The following is a 20159-nucleotide window of genomic DNA, read 5'->3' as shown; positions in this document are numbered from 1 at the left end:
TCCCCCTATTTCCCTGACAAAATTTCTTGTTCCATCATATTTATAATACAGAATATTTCGTCTTTTTTAGTTTTCAATGCAGCCTTATTCACAATCATTCGAGCTGATATAGAGCACATTTCCTCAAATACAATTAACCCGTTTTCTTGTAATGTTTTTCCTGTTTCAACAATATCAACAATGGCATCTGCCAAACCTAGAAGTGGAGCAATCTCTACAGATCCTTCTATTTTAATAATTTCTACATCCTCCCCTTTATCATGAAAATATGTAGAAGTAATGTGCGGATATTTCGTAGCAATTCGTTTTTTCCGATAACTCTTCGGATTATACGTAGGAATAGAAGCGACACAAAATTTACACACGCCCACTCCTAAATCGACCATCTCATATATATCTTTCTCAAATTCCATTAATATATCTTTTCCAACGACTCCAATATCAGCTACGCCATGTTCTACATAAGTAGCAACATCTACCGCTTTCACTAAAATAAATGAAATGTTTGTGCTTTTACTTTTAAACACAAGTTTTCTTCCTTTATCTTTGAGCTCCGAACAATCAATTCCAATTTTTTCAAACAGTGGAATAACATGCTTTTCTAATCTTCCTTTCGTTAACGCAATTTGAATGTTACGCATGAAGCCTCCCCTTCTTTCTGGATGATCCATTTCTCTCTCCATACATATTCCACTAGTGACTCACTCTTCGCCTCAACGACTGTCATTATTTTATTCTTGTTTGCAAATTGAAAAGTATCGTTTAAATTAGAGAATAAAGATAACTGGGCATTCTTCCCGTCCTTTTGCAGTAAATTTCGTAACCTTTCCGCTTCTGCTAATCTATTTAACTCATAATGAATCATAATATCTATTCTCTTTCGTTTATATGGTTCTTGCTGCTCTTGAAGTGCCTTAACTATTTGATTTACTTGCACCGCGAGCCCAACCGCTGGCATCATCTCTCCAAAATTTCCAATTAACTCATCATATCTTCCGCCACTAACAATCTCTTCTCCAATTTCATATATATACCCTTTGAAAATAACACCCGTATAATAATCCAAATGTTGAACCATACCTAAATCAATTGATATGTAAGAGCCATATCCTAACTGTTCAATTGTTTCATATATTTCTTTCACTCTCGCAATGGCCATTTTCATTTCATTACTTGAGGCGAGTTTTTCTGCTTCCTCAACAACATCTAAACTCCCGAATAACCTTGGTAGTTTCTCAAGTAACCTTACTGTTTCATCACACCGATTTAATTTCTTTTCTTCTATAAAGTGTGAGAGTCCGGCATAATTTTTACTTTCAATATACGTTCTAAGTAACTTCTCTTCTTCATCATTAATGGGGAGCTTTTTTACGATACATTTATATAACTGCACTTGCCCAATCTCAATTGTGAAAGATTGCACCTTTAATTTTTGAAGTGCTTGAATTACGCTTATCACACATTCAATTTCAGCCCTTACATTTTCAATCCCGATAATTTCAATACCACTTTGTACTATTTCATTATATTTCCCAGTAAGGGACTCATTCGCCCGAAATACATTCCCGCTATAAGTTACTTTAAGAGGAATATCCCCTCTCTGTGTTCCAATTACTCTTGCTAAAGGAATTGTCATATCTGGGCGTAAAACGATAATCCGTCCTTTTTCATCGAAAAATTTATACATCTTTTCTTCATCTATCGGCCTGTTTTGAAATGCAAAAACATCATAAAATTCAATTGTAGGTGTCCTTATTTCTTCATAACCTCTCTCTAAAAAGGTCCGTCTTAATTTTTGTTCCACTTCTTCAATTAACGTACATTCTTCGAATAAGTAATCTCTCGTTCCATTCGGATTTGCCCGTTTCCACTTTGTCATCTGAATTCACACACCCTTCCCTCTTTAATTTATGCCCATTCCATCCACCCAAACCGAAAATAAAAAGAGCCTTGTAGACAAAATACCTACAAGGCTCTTTAGTAGAGTGTAGGTACAACGGGAATAACCCTTGTGCCTACACGTTTTCACGTTAGGTTCAAGGGTTTCATGTATGATGATGTAATTTTGTAAGCATTTTAATAGATTGCACGATATTCATAATACTTACTCCCTTTCTCCTCTGATTTTTTACATATTATATAACAGTTAATTCTGAATGTAAATACATTTCGAATATTCTACTTTTAGTTAGTGTGAAGCTACTTTTCTTTCATACTCTTCAATTTCTTGTTCATATTGCATTGTAATGCTGATTTCATCTAGACCATTTAATAATTTTTCTTTCCACATTTTCTCGATTGTAAAATGAAACCTGTGCGTATTCGTAATAATTACTTCATTCTCTAAATCAACTTCCATTTGATCTCTCGCATTCGTTTTGGCAAGTTGTTCACGCATCTCTTTATCCATTACAATCGGTAACATACCATTCTTCATACAATTCATATAAAAAATATCTGCAAATCCTCCGGCGATAATAACGCGGAAGCCATAATCCGCAAGCGCCCACGGAGCATGTTCTCTTGAAGAACCACATCCAAAATTATCACCTGTAATTAATATACTTGCTCCTTTTCGTTCTTGTGCATTAAGGGGGAAATTAGGATTTTCATGGCGCTCATTATCGTAACGCCACTCATCAAATAAATATTTTCCAAATCCCGTCCTTTCAATTCTCTTCAAATATTGCTTCGGAATAATTTGATCTGTATCAATGTTATCATTCATAAGTACTGCGGCAGTACCTTTATGAATATGAAATGGTTCCATCGTAACTCTCCTTTCTAATATCAACAAAATGACCATATAACGCAGCTGCTGCAGCCATAGCTGGACTTACTAAATGTGTTCGTGCTCCTTTCCCTTGCCTTCCTTCAAAATTACGATTTGAAGTAGAAGCACAATGTTCTCCTTCAGGTACTTGATCTGGATTCATCCCAAGACACATTGAACATCCAGGCTCTCTCCATTCAAATCCCGCTTCTTCAAATATGCGATGTAAGCCTTTTTGCATCGCCCGCTCTCTCACACTTTTTGATCCTGGTACAACGAGTGCTCGCACACCTTCTTTTACCTTTTTCCCTTTCACAACAGATGCAGCAATTTCTAAGTCAGATAAACGTGAATTTGTACAAGAACCAATGAAGACATGCTTAACAGGAATTTCAAACGTACTTTGCCCAGGGCTCAATCCCATATATGAAAATGCTCTTTCATCATTTTCGTTATGCTTCTCTGGTAATTTTTCATCAATAGGAACACCCATACTAGGATTTGTTCCCCAAGTGACATACGGTGCTAAATCCGTAACATCTACCGAAATATGTAAATCATAAATTGCATCTGAATCTGTATAAAGCTCCGACCATTTTCCCGTAAACGTTTCATAGTCTTTCGGTGCATATTCACGCCCTTTTACATAAGAAAATGTTTTCTCATCTGGTGCAATGATGCCAGCTTTCGCTCCCCCTTCAATTGCCATATTGCAAAGTGTCATTCTCTCTTCCATACCCATATCACGAATCGTCTCTCCGTAGAATTCCATTACATGCCCCGTTCCAACCGCTACACCGTACTTTGAGAGAAGATGCAAAATAATATCCTTTGCATAAACGCCTTTCGGTAACTTTCCTTTTAATTCAATCCCCATCGCTTTCGGTTTTCGTTGCCACAACGTTTGAGTTGCTAATACATGTTCTACTTCACTCGTACCAATACCAAACGCTAAAGCACCGAAAGCACCGTGGGTTGCTGTATGGCTATCACCGCATACAATCGTTTTCCCCGGTTGTGTGAGCCCAAGTTCTGGTCCTATAACGTGAACGATTCCTTGCTCTTCATCACCAATATCGGCTAATCGCACCTTAAATTGTTTACAATTGTCACGAAGTGTATCCAATTGCTGCTTCGCAATGCGATCGGTAATATTCCAAACATCTTTCGTTGGAATATTATGATCCATCGTTGCAAACGTTAATTCCGGTCTCCGAACAGTTCGATTTGCAAGCCGCAAGCCTTCAAAGGCTTGCGGTGACGTTACTTCATGAACGAGATGAAGATCGATATATAATAAATCCAATCCATTTTCATTCGTTACAACTACATGTCTTTCCCAAAGCTTATCTAGTAACCTTTTCCCCATTATCTTCCTCTCCCTACTAGTGCCTGCTCTTCCATTTCTTGAATAACTGCCCTCGTAAATGAAGTTGTCGTCTCATTCCCCCCAATATCAGCTGTACATTTCCCAGATTGAAGAACTGCAGAAATTGCCTCTTCAATCGCATACCCTTCTCTTGTTAATCCAAATGATTGCCCAAGCATCATCGCTACTGAACGCATCATCGCAATTGGATTCGCTTTATTTTTACCTGCAATATCTGGCGCTGATCCGTGAATAGGCTCATATAAAGACGGCCCGTTTTCCGCATGGCTCGCTGATGGAAGCATTCCTAATGAACCTGCTAATACAGAAGCCTCGTCGCTCAAAATATCACCAAATAAATTTTCTGTTACGATAACGTCAAATCTCCTTGGGTTTCGAATTAACTCCATAGCAGCTGCATCTACTAAAATGTGCTCTAATTCAACATTAGGATAACGAAGAGCTACTTCTTCCGTAACAGCTCTCCACAATTTACTAGATTCTAAAACATTCGCTTTATCAATAGAGGTTACTTTTTTCTCTCTCTTACTCGCTAATTGAAAAGCATACGACACGATACGTTCAATTTCATGACGATGGTACGTAAGTGTATCGGTTGCCGATTCTTCCGTTCTTTCTTTCGGATAAGAGAAATAAATACCGCCTGTTAGTTCACGAACGACAACGAAGTCAATTTCATCTGCGTTTTTTAATGGCGATAAATGTGCAGTTGCGCTTTCTACTGTTACAGGACGAACGTTCGCAAATACACCAAGTCCTTTTCTTAAAGCTAATAATCCTTTCTCTGGCCTTTCTTTCGCATCATCCCACCGCGGTCCACCAACCGCTCCAAGTAAAACCGCATCACTCGCTAAACAAGCGGCAAGTGTTCGCTGTGGTAATGGTTGCCCATTTAAATCGATAGCCGCTCCGCCAAAGTACTCATCTTGTAAATGAAAGTGATGTCCATATAGCCTCTCTACCATATGCAATACTTCCTTCGCGCTTTCCATAATTTCCGGACCAACACCATCACCCGCTAAACAAACGATACGTTTTTCCAATTAAAACACCCCTTTTTATCTGAATTTTCAGAAATATATTTTGATAAGTAAGGGACGATCCCCTCACTTATCAAACAGTTACTTCACAAGAGTAATAAAAGATTTTAATTTTCCGGCCGCATGAACATACGCTCTCGCCGATGCTTCTAATACGTCTTGCGCAACACCAAAACCTGATACTTGATGAGTTCCTTCTTTTAATTCAACATGAACATGTGCAAGTGCATCTTGACCTTGCGTTATAGATTGTATGCGATAATCCGCTAAGTCACATTCTAATCCTAAAATTCTTTGAATTGCATTATAGATCGCTTCAATACTTCCAGAACCAGTTGCTGCATCTTCGTACATATTTCCTTCCTCATCTTTTAGTACAACCGTTGCACACTGTGTACTATTTGATACGAAATGTACTTGCAATTGAGTAATGCTATATTGCTGGGCCGCAAATGCTGCTTCACCAAGCATAAGCGCACGTAAATCTTCTTCTGTAATTTCTTTTTTACGATCAGCCAAGTTTTTAAATGCTTCAAACACCACATCTCGTTCTTCTTTTGTAAACTCATAACCAAGTTCTTTCATTTTTTCAGTAAACGCATGGCGCCCGGAATGCTTTCCTAATACAAATAAATTTTGTGACTCTCCAATCAGTGATGGTTCAATAATTTCATACGTCGTTACTTCTTTTAATACACCGTCTTGATGAATACCTGATTCGTGAGCAAAAGCATTTGCTCCAACAATCGCCTTATTTTTCGGTACAACCATACCCGTTAACCGACTTACTAACGTACTCGTCGCTTTAATTTCTTTTAATGTCATAGAGGATTCTGCTTCATAGAAATCTTTTCTAATATGGAGAGCAACCGCGACTTCTTCTAGCGCCGCATTCCCCGCTCTTTCTCCAATTCCATTAATCGTTCCTTCTACTTGTAACGCTCCGCCTTCAACCGCAGCTAACGAATTCGCTACTGCCATCCCAAGATCATCGTGACAATGACAAGAGAAAATTGCTTTTTCATACGACGGAACGGATTCTTGTAAGTATTTAAAAAGAGAATAATATTCTTCTGGATTCGTATATCCAACTGTATCAGGAATATTGATTACATTCGCTCCTGCGCGAATCGCGACTTCTACTGCTTCCGCTAAAAATGCTCTCGATGTTCTTGTTGCATCTTCTGCTGAAAATTGAACTGTTGGAAATAGTGATTTCCCAAGCGTAACCGAGCGATGTATGCTATCTAATACATCTTCTTTTGACATACAAAGCTTATATTTCATATGAATGTCACTCGTAGCTAAAAATACGTGTAAACGAGGAGAGACAGCGCCTTTCACAGCTTCATAGGCTCTTCGAATATCACTTTCTTTCGCTCTAGCTAAACTCATAACCGTAGCATTTTGAATGGTATTTGCGATACGTTTTACCGATTGAAAATCACCTTCAGAAGCTGCTGCGAATCCAGCTTCCATTACATTAATACCAAGTCTCTCTAGTTGCCTCGCAATCTGTAATTTCTCTTGTTCATTTAAATTAACTCCTGGTGATTGTTCGCCATCACGAAGCGTCGTATCCATGAACAAAATTTGCTTCATATTATTTAATCCCTACCTTTACTCGGGGCTGTACGAAAGGCATCATTTCACGTAATTTACGTCCAACTACTTCGATTTCATGTTCATTTTCTTTTTCATTTGTCGCCTGGAAATTTGGTCTTCCTGCTTTATGCTCTGCAATCCAGCCTCTTGCAAATGTACCATCTTGAATTTCTGCTAGTACTGCACCCATCGCTTTCTTCGTATCTTCAGTAACAACGCGTGGCCCTGATACGAAGTCCCCCCACTGCGCTGTATCTGAAACTGAATATCTCATATTTTCAATTCCACCTTCATACATAAGGTCAACAATTAGTTTCAGTTCATGTAAACATTCAAAATATGCAAGTTCAGGTTGATAACCAGCTTCAACTAACGTTTCAAACCCAGCTTTTACTAGTGCAGTTACTCCGCCGCAAAGTACAGCTTGCTCTCCAAATAAATCTGTTTCTGTTTCTTCTTTAAACGTTGTTTCTAATACACCTGCTCTCGTCGCCCCAATTCCATCTGCATATGAAAGTGCCTTTTCAGTCGCAACTCCTGTTGCATCTTGATATACTGCAAATAATGCAGGAACAGCTCCCCCTTCCGCAAACGTACGACGTACTAGATGTCCTGGACCTTTCGGTGCTACTAGAAATACATCTACATTAGCTGGCGGTTTTACTTGATCAAAGTGAACATTAAATCCATGCGCGAAAACGAGAGAATTACCGCCTTGTAAGTTTGGTGCAATTTCAGCTTCATATACTTCCGGCTGTAATTCATCAGGTAGTAGAATCATTACTACATCTGCTTTTTCTGCTGCTTCCGCTACTGTATATACAGAAAAACCGTCTTCTTTCGCCTTATCCCATGACTTCCCTTTCCTCAGTCCTACTACCACATCAAATCCGTTATCACGTAAGTTTTGCGCATGCGCATGGCCTTGCGATCCATATCCGATGATTGCTACTTTCTTTTCCTTTAATACATTTACCGTTACGTCTTTTTCATAATAAACTTTCGCCATTTTCATTTCCCCCTATTTTTTAAATAATTATTGAATTAACATAACTTGTTTATCTTGTTTTTTCATACTACGTGTAAATGCTGTTACACCTGTTCTAGCAATTTCTTTCAAACCATATGGACGAAGTAATTCAATTAACGCTTCTACTTTCTCCTGGGTACCTGTTACTTGCACCACTATGGAATCCTTCCCAACGTCTATTACAGCGGCTCGGAACGGTTCAATTAAACTATATAATTCTGCTCTTGCTACAGACGTTGCTACTTTAATAAGTGCAAGTTCTCTAGCGATCATCGCTTCTTCTGTAATATCTGATACTTTCAGTACATCGATTTGCTTATGAAGTTGTTTAATTAACTGCTCAACTTGCTGTTCATTTTCAACGTGTACAACAATCGTCATTCTCGAAATATCCGATGATTCCGTATGACCTACTGAAATACTTTCAATATTAAAATGTCTACGTGTCATAACACCTGTAATTCGATTTAACACACCGCTTTGATTTCGAACTGTCGCTGTTACAATTCTCTTCACCTTTTCTCCACTCCCTCCATTTGATGAACGCCTTTTCCTGGGGCAACCATCGGCATTACCTTTTCGGATTGAAGTACGCGGCAATCAATTACAACAGGCTCTCTTAACTCAATTGCATACTGTAATTGTTGCTTTGCAAGAAGTGGGTCTTCAATACGAACACCTTTTATGCCATAAGCATTGGCAAGCGCAACAAAATCTGGTTGGCATGAAAGTAAGGAGTGCGAATATCGCCCATTATAAAATTCCTCTTGCCATTGTCTTACCATTCCTAAAGCTTCATTATTTAAAATAAACACTTTAACTGGTAAAGAATGCTCTTTTAATACACTTAGTTCTTGCAAGGTCATTTGAAATCCCGCATCACCGACAATCGCAATAACTAATTCTTCTGGCCTTGCAATTTGTGCACCAATTGCTGCTGGAAATCCGAAGCCCATTGTTCCTAAGCCTCCAGAAGTTACCCATTTATCTGGATTTTTCAGCGGATAATATTGAGCTGCCCACATTTGATGTTGCCCAACATCTGTCGTTACAATCGCTTCCCCTTTCGTAATTTCGTATAGCATATCAATTGCATATTGAGGCTTAATACATTCCGAATGCTCTTTGTAAGAAAGAGGGTATTTTTCTTTTCTACTATTCAATAATGAGAGCCAATCATTGTGATTTACTTCCCCTTCCTTAAAGTTGAGTAGAGCTTCTAATGCTTGCTTCGCACTCGCAACAATTGGAATTTCAGTCGGCACATTTTTTCCGATTTCCGCTGGATCAATATCTATATGTGCGACAATCGCTTCTTTAGCAAAATAAGCTAAATTTCCAGTAAGACGATCGTCAAATCTTGCTCCTATATTTATAAGTAGATCACATTCATATAACGCCATATTAGCCGTGTAAGAACCGTGCATTCCTCCCATCCCAAGAAATAATTTATCATCTGGCGGAAAACCACCAAGACCAAGTAATGTATGAACAACAGGAATTTCATATTTACGAGCAAAGCTTGTTAATTCTTTCGATGCCTTTGCATGCAATACACCTGCTCCAGCTAAAATTAACGGTTTTTTTGAAGTCGCAATCGCTTGTAATAATTTGTTTATTTGTAGTAGATTCGGTTCGTAATTAGGCTGGTATCCTGGTAAATCCATTTGAACATCACTACATCGCTCACCTTTCTCTACTACCATATCTTTCGGAAGGTCAATTACGACTGGGCCTGGTCTTCCTGTTCTAGCGATATGAAATGCTTCTTTAATAATTCGGGGTAAATCCGATGCTTTTCGTACTTGATAATTATGTTTTGTCACCGGCATCGTAAGCCCCATAATATCAGCTTCTTGGAAAGCATCACTCCCGATTAACGTTGTTGCTACTTGCCCTGTAAATACAACAAGTGGCAATGAATCAATCATCGCGTCAGCTAGACCAGTAATAACATTTGTAGCACCCGGTCCACTTGTTGCAATTACCACTCCTGGATTTCCTGTAATTCTTGCATATCCTTCAGCAGCATGAATTGCACCTTGCTCATGCCTCGTTAAAATATGCGGAATTTCACAATCATAAAGCGCATCATATAGAGGTAAAACCGCACCACCTGGATAACCAAAAATCACCTCTACTCCTTCCTTTTCTAGCGCTTCTAACAATAGCTGTGCACCAGTTGCCAGTTTCTCTTCCGTTTTTGAAGACATTTTTCTTATAAGCCCCCTTTTTTAAAACATTTATAAAATAAAAAAATCCTACGTCCACACTCCAGCTATGTGCTGAAGGGACGAAAGATTTCGCGGTACCACCCTTCTTTGCAAGATTACTCTTGCCTCAGTGACTCGGGATATGAGTCTAGCTAATAACGGAGCTACCGTCTAAGCCTAAACAAACGTTTCAGCTTAGCACTCAAGGGTGATGTTCGTCGACGTGAACCATCGGTTTCCAGCAACCACCGACTCTCTGTGAGGCTTCACATTCAACTACTCCTCCCTATCAACGCTTTATCATGTCATAAGAGCTATTATCCAACTTTATTTTCTTCGTAAATTTTCTCTCCATCTTCTACAACTAATTTACGAAATTCTTCTAATAAACGATTCGTATGTGGCCCTGTTCTACCTAAACCAATCGTTCTTCCATCTACTGTCGTAACAGCAATTACTTCAGCAGCTGTTCCTGTTAAAAACACTTCATCAGCTACATATACATCATGCCTTGTAAATAATTCTTCTCTTACGTCATATCCAAGTTTTTCGCCGATTTCTAAAATCGCGTTTCGTGTAATACCTTCTAACGCTCCAGCAGAACTTGGTGGTGTAATTAATTTATTTCCCTTCACAATAAATACATTATCTCCAGAGCCTTCAGCTACATATCCTTGGTCATTTAACATAAGTGCTTCTTGTACTCCAGCTAATTTCGCCTCAATGCGAACTAAAATATTATTTAAGTAATTTAAAGATTTTACTTGAGGCGATAAAACATCCGGGCGATTGCGACGCGTTGCAACTGTTATAATCGGAATCCCTTTTTCATAATATTCTTGTGGAAATAAAGATAATTGCTCTGCAATTACTACTACATTTGGTTTCGTACAAGAATCGGGATCTAATCCCAAGTTCCCAGGTCCTCTTGATACAACGAGGCGGATATATCCATTAGATAGTTTGTTTTGTCGAATCGTTTCAACAACGATTTTCGTTGCTTCTTCTAACGTATATGGAATTTCTAACATGATGGATTTCGCTGATTCATATAACCGGACAAGATGCTCTCTCAAACGGAAAACATTACCGCTATATACCCTAATTCCTTCGAACACTCCATCGCCATATAAATAGCCATGATCATATACTGAAACCTTTGCTTCGTCTTTTGGAACAAATTCTCCATTTAAGAAAATCCACTGCTCGTTCACTTGAAAGCGCCCCCTATGTTCTATGAGTTTTTTATTGTTTCCTAGTCTACTCTCCTTTTCAAATAAATCAAGTGAATTTTTAGAAAATTTTTAATTTTTAATCGTACGTACATCTTTGTTTATATTGATTTAATAACATTGTTAACGTTTACAAAAAGTCAAAAAAATTTTTTCGTCAAATTCTACTAAAAAAATATTTGTTTAAAAGAAGGGTTTTCGCCAATTGATACGAATCTATTGTATTCAATAAACGGACGTCCGATTTTATAAATCCGGGAATATACAACGACTTTTGGTGAAAAAGGGGGAAAATAACAAAAATAACGCTGTCTAAAAATAACATTCATATTTTTCATTTAGTAATCATAATCCTATTTTTAAAAAACAATTTGTCAAATTGAAGGAGGAAATAACAATGGCGTGTGTACAAATTAAAGGAACGAGACAAGAGGTAGTAGAAATGCTACAACTATTTGATCTAATGGATACGAAAGGATTTTGTAAATTCGATAATTACGTTGAAGTAGAACCAAATAGTAGGAAACATAACAACTACACAGCTTCAATCGATATTCAGTCTAATAACAGTTCATCACAAGATACATTAAATGATCAATTCGTTAGTCAAATGCTTACTGGTGTATATAACGACTAAACAAATATTCTCTTCCTACCATCTTTTCATAAATATATGCTATGGACTTGAGCATACTAGCAACTAGATGGTAGGAGGTGAAAATTATGGCTAGAATTGGTGTTGAGAACTCTTTAACAGATGTTCAACAAGCTCTTCAGCAACAAGGACATGAAGTCGTTTCACTTAACTCTGAAAATGATGCACATGGGTGTGATTGTTGCGTTGTAACCGGGCAAGATTCTAATATGATGGGCATTGCAGATACATCGATAAAAGGATCTGTAATTAAAGCACATGGTTTAACAACAGATGAAATTTGTCAGCAAGTTGAAAACCGCACTTAATCATTTTTATCACATTATTTGTGAGCTAACATGTAAAGGGAATGGAATGGTCCCACTGATTATAGTTTCAATTTATTTATAGAAAAAGGGCTCCTTTTCAAAAGGAGCCCTCTTTTTTATATTCACCTAACGGGAAAGTAACATATACTGGATGAAAGCCCTACCTCTCTCTCATCATTACGGTTCCACTGACCGCTCCTTGATTCACTAGTATACATATAAAGCTTACATATACAATTTATAGGGTTTGTTCACAAAAGTTGTTGGTAAGACTACCCGATCTTTCGCAAACTTTTCGTATTATATTCATAAGATTTATTTACTTTACACTAGCTTTAACCGAGACACGAATTAAAATTTTAACACCAATACAATAACTTGTCAACATTTTTTACAAATTAAAAACAGACATTAACGGTTTGTCTGTTTTAGAATGGAGCTTTTTCTTTTATTACATATACAACAAAACCGCTTACTAACATACATAAGCCAACTACTAAGTTTTTGATATTAATCATAAATTCCTCTCCCTTATTCCACACATCATATATATTTACAGTTCAATTATTCCGATCGTCCTAAAGCGCACTTTTTCTAATATATCATAATTCCTAAAAAATGCAAGTTCACTTTTGGCGACCATTCACAAATTTATCCACAGTGCTTGGCACAGTATTTAACGCTTTTTCAATTAAATGTGTACTACTATTGAGATGCAACACTTGCACACCGTTAGAACCAACTACTAAAAAAGCAACTGGGCTAATAGAAACCCCAGCCCCGCTTCCGCCTCCGAATGGATGACTTTGCTTGTTCTCTTTATGCTGCCCTTGTCCGCCGTTATGTTTTTCGGAAATAAAATCACCTTTAAAGTCACTTCCACCAGCTCCAAAACCAAAAGCCACTTGAGATACTGTTAATACTACATTTCCGTCAGCTGTTGAAACCGGACTTCCAACAATCGTATTTACATCTACCATCTCTTTTAAATTTGTCATTGCTGTTTTCATTAAATTTTCAATTGGATGTTCCATTATGTACTACACCCTTTCCTCATTATTCTTTTTTATACTTTCCAAAATAGAGGAAGTCATACTAAGTTTTCCTATTTTGAAAAAACATTTTCCACTTTCCAATTGGATATTACTCCCTGTACATGCTCGGATAAAAAGGAAAAAGAGATACATACTACTATTGAACCTTGTTATGAAAGGAGTCCTTACTTTGACTGAGAAATTTGATGAATATAAAAAAAGAGATCGAATAGATAGTGATTATAAAGAAGAATACGCAGCTGAAGTTGCACCACAGCGTATCGATTATGATGATAAAGATAACGATGATGTAAGATCGTCTGCAGCTGGATCGACTGCTGGTTTCATTGCTCTTGCCTTAGCAATATTATCATTATTCACATTCCCAACACTATTTGGTCTTGTGTCTGTTCTACTTGGTATTTACGCTTATAATCGCGGGGCTACTGTAACTGGCGGTACCGCTGCCATTGTGGGTGGTATCGCTGCACTCATTGCGATTTTATTCCGAGTGGCGCTTATTGGTTTATTGTTCTCTCTTTTTTAAAAAGAAAAAGGTATCTCGCTTTATGCGGGATACCTTATCCTGTAAATACATCTTCTGATGGATATTTAATTTTTTGTTTTGCTGGTCGTGCCAAAGAGAACACAAGTGTTAACGGTCCGATTAATCCACAAAACATAACAAACATAATAATACATTTTCCAAACGCCGATAGCTTCGCAGTAATCCCCATTGTTAACCCTACTGTACCAAACGCTGAAATTGTCTCAAATAATAACTGAATAAAACTGAAGTCTTCTGTAAGCATTAATACAAATACCGCTGTAAAAATAAGTATTTGACTAGCAACGACAATTGCTAACGCTCTCGTTACTGTCGACATTTTAATCGTACGCTGAAACAAAACAAAATCCTCTTTCTTTCTAAAGAAAGAAAGAACTGATGTAATTAAAATAACGAATGTCGTTAACTTAATTCCACCGCCTGTCGATACACTTCCCGCACCAATAAACATTAATACCATCGTAAATAGTATCGATGACTCTTCCATCCCCCCATAATCTACCGTGTTAAAACCGGCTGTACGAGGTGTAATTCCTTGGAAGAACGAAGCCCATAACTTTTCATTTAAAGATAAGTGCCCCAAAGTCTTCACATTATTATATTCCAATACAAAAATCACAAGCATCGCAATAACATTAAGTGCTATCGTTCCAACAATCATGATTTTGGAGTGCAGTGATAATTTTCGGAAACTACGGCTATACCATATATCAATTAATACCGTAAACCCTAACCCTCCTATTACAATTAAAGAACAAATCCCAATATTAATAATAGGATCTCCTACGTATCTTGTTAAATTATCTGGCCAAAGCGCAAAGCCGGCATTATTATATGACGCAATAACGTGAAAAATACTATAGTATAAACCTTTTCCAAAACCAAACTCTGGAATAAAGCGAATCGATAAAAAGATAACTCCAATTAGCTCAATACAAATAGAAAAAATAAAAACACGTTTTACTAATTTCACAAGACCACCAATATTTGTTTGATTAAATGCTTCTCCAATTAATAATCGGTGGCGTAAACCAATTTTTTTCCCTAATACCCAAACAATTAAAATGGCTATCGTCATAAGACCGAGACCACCCGTTTGAATTAAAAACATAATAACAATTTCACCAAACATCGTAAACGTACTCGCAGTATCTACAACACCTAAACCGGTTACAGTCGCTGCCGACGTAGCTGTAAAGAAAGCATCTATCCAACTAATATGTACTTTCGTTGCAAACGGTAACTTTAATAACAATCCTCCGACCACAATTAAACAAAAAAAGCCTAATGCTAAAATTTGTGGTGGATTCAATCGTATAAAACGATTATACAACCCTTGTTTTTTTGCTACTTCCATATCACTAACTCCCTTTATCAAGTGAAGCTTTTATCCCCTCATAAATAAAGACTCTTTAAGAGCCTACAAATAGCGGGATAAACCTTATATTCTCATAATATAGTTGAGCATAATCCTTTTTTTCATAGATTTCAACTTTTATTTATATTCAGACTCCTATCGTTTTACAAAAGAATATTTTCTATTATATCTCCACTTATACTATAACTCTTACAACAACTATTTTATCCCTTTTCAAATTCCCATATCTTTCACTCCAAGTTCACACGAGGGTCACATCTACCTTTTATAGTATATGTATCGGAGCTGTTCCTCCCTAATTTATAAGACATTCCCCAGTGTCTTGAACAGCTTTCCATCCCTAATTAAATTGACATAAATTGTCCCCTTCCTTGACCATCCTATATGTGATGGTCTTATTTTTTTATTCTTTCTATCTTTTATTTGAAACTCCCTCTCTCTTTCACTCCATGTTCACACGAGGATCACATCCACCTTTTATAGTATATGTATCGAAGCTGTTCCTCCCTAATTTATAAGACATTCCCCAGTGTCTTTGAATAGCTTCCATCCCTAATTAAATTGACATAAATTGTCCCCTTCCCTTGACCATCATATATGTGATGGTCTTATTTTTTTATTCTTTCTATCTTTTATTTGAAACTCCCTCTCTCTTTCACTCCATGTTCACACGAGGATCACATCTACCTTTTATAGTATACGTATCGGAGCTGTTCCTCCCTAATTTATAAGACATTCCCCAGTGTCTTGAACAGCTTTCCATCCCTAATTAAATTGACATAAATTGTCCCCTTCCTTTGACCATCCTATATGTGATGGTCTTATTTTTTTATTCTCTCTTTCTTCTTACTTAAAACTCCCTCTCTCTTTCACTCTATGTTCACATCTATCTTTTATAGTATATGTATCGAAGCTGTTCTTCCCTAATTTATAAGACATTCCCCAGTGTCTTTGAATAGCTTCCATCCCTAATTAAATTGATATAAATTGTCCCCTTCCCTAGGCCATCATGTGATGGTCTATTTTTTTTCCAAATACATAAATGTATTCTTTCCACATATTTCAGCAAAACTGGACTATATACATTGAAACAGACAGTTTTATACTAAATATTCAGAAAATATTGTCAAAATAGGTATTTTTTCGGTATAATTAATTTAGAAAGCAATTTTACAAAAACAAAAGGGGGGTTTTTATCGAAACAAACAAAGGCAATCTTAATTGCATTATTTCTCGGTCTAGTTGTCGGACTCACTTTAAATTTAGCTGCTCCATCTATTTTTGAGCCATTGAATCAATATGCGTTCAATCCACTTGGTCAACTGTTTATTCGCCTTATTAAAATGCTAGTTGTTCCTGTTGTGTTCATTTCTATCGTACTTGGGGCTGCTGGTCTTGGAGATCCGAAACAACTTGGAAGAATTGGTTTAAAATCAATTTCATTCTTTCTCGTAACAACAGCTGTCGCTATCTCTATTGCAGTTACATTTGCACTTATCATAAAACCAGGAGCTGGCGGTAACTTTAAAACAGACGGGCTTAAGTATGAAGGTGCAAAAACTGAAACATCTTTCGTTGATACATTGCTGAATATTGTGCCAGATAATCCAGCAAAAGCGATGGCTGATGGGAACATGCTACAAATTATTGCCTTTGCCGCATTGATCGGACTCGGTTTAGCTGTTTTAGGAAAACGAGTTCAAGGTGTCCATTCATTACTTGAACAGGGCAACGAATTAATGATGTATCTTGTTAATCTCGTCATGAAATTAGCTCCAATCGGAACATTCGGGTTGCTCGCTTCGTCCGTTGGTAAAATGGGTCTTGCAGGCGTCGCTGCGATGTTCAAGTATATGATTGTCGTTATGTTGGTACTCATTATTCACGGTGTCTTCGTATACGGCGGCTTATTAAAGGTACTAGCCAAAGAAAGTATTATTCGTTTCTTTAAACATTTCGGTCCGGTAATGGCAATTGGGTTTAGTACATCTAGCTCTAATGCGTCCCTTCCATTTGCCATGAAAACCGCCCAAGAAAAACTTGGAGTTCCAAAAGCGATAAGCTCTTTTGTACAACCACTAGGTGCAACGATTAATATGGATGGTACTGCTATTATGCAAGGGGTAGCAACTGTATTTATCGCTCAAGTATACGGCGTTGAACTTACATTACCACAATTAGCTATGGTCGTATTAACTGCTGTACTAGCTAGTATCGGTACTGCAGGTGTACCAGGTGTTGGACTAGTAATGCTTACGATGGTTTTAAATCAAGTAAATCTACCAGTAGAAGGCATTGCTTTAATTATCGGTATTGACCGCATTCTAGATATGTCTAGAACTGCTGTAAATATTTCCGGTGATGCAATTTGTGCAATGATTGTTGCAAAATCAGAAGAAAAATATAATACGGATCAATCTGCAGCATCTTAAATCAAAAAAGGAGTGAATCATTTCACTCCTTTTTTGATTTACTTCCTTTTTTCGAACGATATTCTTTTCCTTTATTATCATTTCCCGTTTCAAATTCAGTACTAAACTCCTGCTGGAATTGCCCTGATTTTGGTGAACCTTGATTTCCACTTCCTTGACTACCATTACGATTCGTCATATTTCTCCCTCCTTCCTTTATTAGTAGTATGGCGCTCTATCTTTTTTCATACACATTTTATTTTTTATCATCTATTACACACAGAAGAAGACCTTCCATATATGAGGAAGGTCTTCTTTTTAATTAGGTAAGCGTTTTCTTATTTGTAATTATTTAAATAAGTTTTTTAGAAATAGATATCATTATATCCATTTCATCTTCTGAAAGTGCGGAAAATCTTTCTTGTAAATATTTCTTTTTCTCACCTTCCATTTTCGCAACTAACTCTTTCCCTTGTTCTGTAATCTCTAAATATACAACTCGGCGATCTGATGTAGAACGTGAACGAGTTACAAAGCCTTTATTAATTAATTTTTCTGTAACAGCTGTAATATGACTATTCGACACATTTAACTCATTAGCTACACGTGAGACCATTTCTTTATTCGTACGGTTCAATATTCTAAGGACAATGAACTCATTCCACGGTATGTAACCACCAAATATTTTTCCAATATCATTACGCAACGTGCGAAACATTGCAAAAACATTTGTCGATAGTTCTTCCATTAATTGTTCTCGATTTTGAGACAACTTTGACAGCCCCTTTTATTTAATTTAGTTAAATAAAAACCTTATTAATAATTTTACACGAAATCTTACTTTTTGTCACCTTATTTCCCCATAATTCGTAGTTTTTTAATAGATATTTCATGGTACAATGAAATTGATTTTCCAGAAAAAGGAGTTAGGGCAATGAGTGAAGAAGACAAACTTTCTAATCTCAGTCTAAAAGATAAGACTATTATTATTAGTGTTGTTATTCTTATTCTCATTATATTCTTTGCATTTATATTTTTTGTATATGTAGGAATCTTTCATATTACAGGTATAGAATATTCATCAAGAACAGCTCTACTACTCTTTTTTTTACTCATTCTTTTATTAGACGGTATTACATATTTTATATTCATTTTCTTTAAAGTGCTCCTACATCCAATGATGACAAGTATGCCCAATCGGCTCTCAATTGCTCTGCTCTCTATAATTGAAATTACGTTAGATCGGTTTGTCATACATACCGCCGATGACTGGATAGAGAGTGTACAAATGCCCAACATAGCTGAATTATGTGTCACACTATTCCTTTACACACTAAATAAATTATTTAGTGATAAGAAAGAGTAAGAATACAAGCTTTTCTATATAAAAATTGGTACAATAAAAATAAATCATACTAAAGAGGTGTTACTTATGAACTTACTACAATGGGCTGATAAAGGCATGTCCTTTGATACATATGTGAATGAAATGGAAGTAAACCAATACGAGCTACTACACATTTACAATAACTTTTTAATTCCAAATGAATTACTTCCAGTTTTAGAAGAACGTCAAAATGATGGCTGGCGCGTTATCGTATTAACAGCTGACTGGTGCGGCGACGCTCTTTTATGTGTACCTGTTATGAAACGAATTTCTGAAGTTGCAAATATTGATATGCGTTTATTAATTCGCGATGAAAACTTAGAGTTAATGGATCAATACTTAACAAACGGAACAGCACGTGCGATTCCAATCTTTATTTTCATTGATAAAGACGGAAATGAACAAGCCGTCTTTGGACCACGCGCTCCAAAAGTACAAGAATTAGTAACTTCAATGCGCGCTACATTACCTGAAAAAGAAGATCCAACATTCGAAGAGAAACAAAAAGAAATGTATGCTAATTTCCGTGCTACATTAGCTGATGATACTTCTCTTTGGGAACATGTAATGGAAAGCATGATTGAGAAAGTAGTAAAATAAAAAACCTGCCGATTTCGGCAGGTTTTTTATTTTACTAAATTATAATCCTTTTTTCTGAGAATATACAGCATCTACGCACGCTGCTAAACGTTCCATTTCACCCATGTATATTCCACGTGTCATCCACCCAGTCAACTTGTACATAATCTTATATAAAAAATTCTTCGGTTCAAATTCTACGATTAAAGTAAGCGATGTACCTTCTTCATCCTCTTCTAACATATAAGTTGCAGCTGTATAACCTTGCTTCATCTCACATCCAACTGAAACGATATACGGTTCATCATACTCTAAAATTTCCGCCTCAAATTCATATATTTTCTTCCCCATCTTTTGCACAGATATATATTTGTCACCTTCACGAGGGTTTTCAACATCTATATTTGAAGGATACCTATTTTCTACCATAAAGGTACTCCATTCTAGTATTTTCTCGTCATTGTGTACATAATCAAATACAACATCAATTGGTGCTGGAATTACTATTTCTATTGCAAAACTCACTAAATTGCTCCTCTCAAATACCCTATCGATT

22 protein-coding genes and 1 other annotated feature are annotated in these 20159 nt (G+C 36.7%); of the genes, 6 read left to right on the top strand and 16 right to left on the bottom strand.

Translation table 11 applies throughout. The features are described 5' to 3' along the window. Positions 1-5: 5 nt before the first annotated feature. From hisG to ilvE, 10 genes are all read right to left on the bottom strand, one after another. Positions 6-641 (bottom strand): ATP phosphoribosyltransferase, encoded by a 636-nt coding sequence (gene hisG / locus LCF45_RS07165; RefSeq protein ID WP_033708138.1) that lies wholly within the window; start codon positions 639-641, stop codon positions 6-8. After that, positions 617-1879: an ATP phosphoribosyltransferase regulatory subunit gene (locus LCF45_RS07160; RefSeq protein WP_002064441.1), complete on the bottom strand. Its 1263-nt coding sequence runs from the start codon at positions 1877-1879 to the stop codon at positions 617-619. The genes hisG and LCF45_RS07160 overlap by 25 nt, the downstream gene beginning before the upstream one ends. Before the next feature lie 309 nt (positions 1880-2188). After that, positions 2189-2770, bottom strand: coding sequence for a 3-isopropylmalate dehydratase small subunit (gene leuD, locus LCF45_RS07155; protein ID WP_002126281.1), 582 nt, complete (start codon positions 2768-2770; stop codon positions 2189-2191). Further along, positions 2748-4142 carry a 3-isopropylmalate dehydratase large subunit gene (leuC, locus tag LCF45_RS07150; RefSeq protein WP_002011716.1) on the bottom strand — a complete coding sequence of 465 codons (1395 nt, stop codon included), beginning with the start codon at positions 4140-4142 and terminating at the stop codon, positions 2748-2750. Before leuC ends, leuD begins: the two co-directional genes overlap by 23 nt. Beyond that, positions 4142-5206 (bottom strand): 3-isopropylmalate dehydrogenase, encoded by a 1065-nt coding sequence (gene leuB, locus LCF45_RS07145; protein ID WP_002011718.1) that lies wholly within the window; start codon positions 5204-5206, stop codon positions 4142-4144. The genes leuC and leuB overlap by 1 nt, the downstream gene beginning before the upstream one ends. Before the next feature lie 78 nt (positions 5207-5284). Continuing rightward, complete coding sequence (gene leuA, locus LCF45_RS07140; protein WP_002064438.1) at positions 5285-6805, bottom strand: 2-isopropylmalate synthase; 1521 nt, start codon at positions 6803-6805, stop codon at positions 5285-5287. A gap of 1 nt (position 6806) precedes the next feature. Then, complete coding sequence (gene ilvC, locus LCF45_RS07135; protein ID WP_263894722.1) at positions 6807-7817, bottom strand: ketol-acid reductoisomerase; 1011 nt, start codon at positions 7815-7817, stop codon at positions 6807-6809. A gap of 27 nt (positions 7818-7844) precedes the next feature. Next, positions 7845-8354 (bottom strand): acetolactate synthase small subunit, encoded by a 510-nt coding sequence (gene ilvN / locus LCF45_RS07130; protein ID WP_000822948.1) that lies wholly within the window; start codon positions 8352-8354, stop codon positions 7845-7847. After that, positions 8351-10051 (bottom strand): acetolactate synthase large subunit, encoded by a 1701-nt coding sequence (ilvB, locus tag LCF45_RS07125; RefSeq protein ID WP_002086744.1) that lies wholly within the window; start codon positions 10049-10051, stop codon positions 8351-8353. Before ilvB ends, ilvN begins: the two co-directional genes overlap by 4 nt. 73 nt (positions 10052-10124) lie before the next feature. Continuing rightward, positions 10125-10353, bottom strand: a binding site (T-box leader). Positions 10354-10368: 15 nt separating this feature from the next. Beyond that, positions 10369-11265, bottom strand: a complete 897-nt coding sequence (gene ilvE, locus LCF45_RS07120; protein WP_002011723.1) for a branched-chain-amino-acid transaminase — start codon at positions 11263-11265, stop codon at positions 10369-10371. A 415-nt stretch (positions 11266-11680) separates the two neighbouring features. Between ilvE and LCF45_RS07115 the strand changes: the two genes are divergently transcribed. After that, positions 11681-11920 (top strand): DUF3911 family protein, encoded by a 240-nt coding sequence (locus tag LCF45_RS07115; RefSeq protein ID WP_002126272.1) that lies wholly within the window; start codon positions 11681-11683, stop codon positions 11918-11920. An 86-nt stretch (positions 11921-12006) separates the two neighbouring features. Further along, positions 12007-12246 carry a YkuS family protein gene (locus LCF45_RS07110; protein ID WP_002011725.1) on the top strand — a complete coding sequence of 80 codons (240 nt, stop codon included), beginning with the start codon at positions 12007-12009 and terminating at the stop codon, positions 12244-12246. 428 nt (positions 12247-12674) lie between these two features. On the opposite strand, the gene LCF45_RS07105 is transcribed toward LCF45_RS07110, so the two are convergent. Both LCF45_RS07105 and ytfJ read right to left on the bottom strand, forming a co-directional pair. After that, positions 12675-12764, bottom strand: coding sequence for a hypothetical protein (locus LCF45_RS07105; protein ID WP_000608225.1), 90 nt, complete (start codon positions 12762-12764; stop codon positions 12675-12677). Positions 12765-12872: 108 nt separating this feature from the next. After that, complete coding sequence (ytfJ, locus tag LCF45_RS07100) at positions 12873-13280, bottom strand: GerW family sporulation protein (protein WP_002030645.1); 408 nt, start codon at positions 13278-13280, stop codon at positions 12873-12875. Positions 13281-13452: 172 nt separating this feature from the next. Between ytfJ and LCF45_RS07095 the strand changes: the two genes are divergently transcribed. Next, entirely contained in the window at positions 13453-13827 is a 375-nt protein-coding gene (locus LCF45_RS07095; protein WP_002011728.1) for a hypothetical protein, read from the top strand. Between the two features lie 34 nt (positions 13828-13861). On the opposite strand, the gene LCF45_RS07090 is transcribed toward LCF45_RS07095, so the two are convergent. After that, positions 13862-15205: a TrkH family potassium uptake protein gene (locus LCF45_RS07090; protein ID WP_002126270.1), complete on the bottom strand. Its 1344-nt coding sequence runs from the start codon at positions 15203-15205 to the stop codon at positions 13862-13864. A gap of 1172 nt (positions 15206-16377) precedes the next feature. Between LCF45_RS07090 and LCF45_RS07085 the strand changes: the two genes are divergently transcribed. Then, complete coding sequence (locus LCF45_RS07085; protein ID WP_050551289.1) at positions 16378-17658, top strand: dicarboxylate/amino acid:cation symporter; 1281 nt, start codon at positions 16378-16380, stop codon at positions 17656-17658. Positions 17659-17680: 22 nt separating this feature from the next. Here LCF45_RS07085 and LCF45_RS07080 read toward each other — a convergent pair whose 3' ends face one another. Together LCF45_RS07080 and LCF45_RS07075 are read right to left on the bottom strand one after the other, a co-directional pair. Then, entirely contained in the window at positions 17681-17836 is a 156-nt protein-coding gene (locus LCF45_RS07080) for a hypothetical protein (RefSeq protein ID WP_002011733.1), read from the bottom strand. 153 nt (positions 17837-17989) lie between these two features. Continuing rightward, the gene (locus LCF45_RS07075) at positions 17990-18409 is read right to left on the bottom strand and encodes a MarR family winged helix-turn-helix transcriptional regulator (protein WP_002064429.1); all 420 of its coding nucleotides are present in this window, start codon (positions 18407-18409) and stop codon (positions 17990-17992) included. 162 nt (positions 18410-18571) lie between these two features. Between LCF45_RS07075 and LCF45_RS07070 the strand changes: the two genes are divergently transcribed. Both LCF45_RS07070 and LCF45_RS07065 read left to right on the top strand, forming a co-directional pair. Next, on the top strand, positions 18572-19003 hold the full coding sequence (locus LCF45_RS07070) for a regulatory YrvL family protein (protein ID WP_263894721.1): 432 nt from the start codon (positions 18572-18574) through the stop codon (positions 19001-19003). Between the two features lie 33 nt (positions 19004-19036). Continuing rightward, positions 19037-19624, top strand: a complete 588-nt coding sequence (locus tag LCF45_RS07065; RefSeq protein WP_078177946.1) for a thioredoxin family protein — start codon at positions 19037-19039, stop codon at positions 19622-19624. Positions 19625-19663: 39 nt separating this feature from the next. Here LCF45_RS07065 and LCF45_RS07060 read toward each other — a convergent pair whose 3' ends face one another. Next, on the bottom strand, positions 19664-20128 hold the full coding sequence (locus LCF45_RS07060) for an SRPBCC family protein (RefSeq protein ID WP_002126258.1): 465 nt from the start codon (positions 20126-20128) through the stop codon (positions 19664-19666). Positions 20129-20159: the final 31 nt, after the last annotated feature.

The sequence above is a fragment of the Bacillus sp. 41-22 genome, from assembly GCF_025809295.1.
Taxonomy (GTDB): Bacteria; Bacillota; Bacilli; order Bacillales; family Bacillaceae_G; genus Bacillus_A; species Bacillus_A mycoides.
The sequence above is the reverse complement of the archived record's forward strand: the minus strand, read 5'-3'. Positions and strand labels throughout refer to the sequence as shown.

Excerpts from the sequence above, each read along its gene's own strand:
- LCF45_RS07105 (WP_000608225.1), bottom strand. The coding sequence starts at position 12,764 with ATGATTAATATCAAAAACTTAGTAGTTGGCTTATGTATGTTAGTAAGC.
- leuA (WP_002064438.1), bottom strand. The coding sequence starts at position 6,805 with ATGAAGCAAATTTTGTTCATGGATACGACGCTTCGTGATGGCGAACAA.
- LCF45_RS07095 (WP_002011728.1), top strand. The coding sequence starts at position 13,453 with ATGAAAGGAGTCCTTACTTTGACTGAGAAATTTGATGAATATAAAAAA.
- leuD (WP_002126281.1), bottom strand. The coding sequence starts at position 2,770 with ATGGAACCATTTCATATTCATAAAGGTACTGCCGCAGTACTTATGAAT.
- ytfJ (WP_002030645.1), bottom strand. The coding sequence starts at position 13,280 with ATGGAACATCCAATTGAAAATTTAATGAAAACAGCAATGACAAATTTA.
- LCF45_RS07110 (WP_002011725.1), top strand. The coding sequence starts at position 12,007 with ATGGCTAGAATTGGTGTTGAGAACTCTTTAACAGATGTTCAACAAGCT.
- ilvC (WP_263894722.1), bottom strand. The coding sequence starts at position 7,817 with ATGGCGAAAGTTTATTATGAAAAAGACGTAACGGTAAATGTATTAAAG.
- hisG (WP_033708138.1), bottom strand. The coding sequence starts at position 641 with ATGCGTAACATTCAAATTGCGTTAACGAAAGGAAGATTAGAAAAGCAT.
- LCF45_RS07070 (WP_263894721.1), top strand. The coding sequence starts at position 18,572 with ATGAGTGAAGAAGACAAACTTTCTAATCTCAGTCTAAAAGATAAGACT.
- LCF45_RS07090 (WP_002126270.1), bottom strand. The coding sequence starts at position 15,205 with ATGGAAGTAGCAAAAAAACAAGGGTTGTATAATCGTTTTATACGATTG.
- ilvB (WP_002086744.1), bottom strand. The coding sequence starts at position 10,051 with ATGTCTTCAAAAACGGAAGAGAAACTGGCAACTGGTGCACAGCTATTG.
- leuC (WP_002011716.1), bottom strand. The coding sequence starts at position 4,142 with ATGGGGAAAAGGTTACTAGATAAGCTTTGGGAAAGACATGTAGTTGTA.
- LCF45_RS07115 (WP_002126272.1), top strand. The coding sequence starts at position 11,681 with ATGGCGTGTGTACAAATTAAAGGAACGAGACAAGAGGTAGTAGAAATG.
- LCF45_RS07080 (WP_002011733.1), bottom strand. The coding sequence starts at position 17,836 with ATGACGAATCGTAATGGTAGTCAAGGAAGTGGAAATCAAGGTTCACCA.
- LCF45_RS07160 (WP_002064441.1), bottom strand. The coding sequence starts at position 1,879 with ATGACAAAGTGGAAACGGGCAAATCCGAATGGAACGAGAGATTACTTA.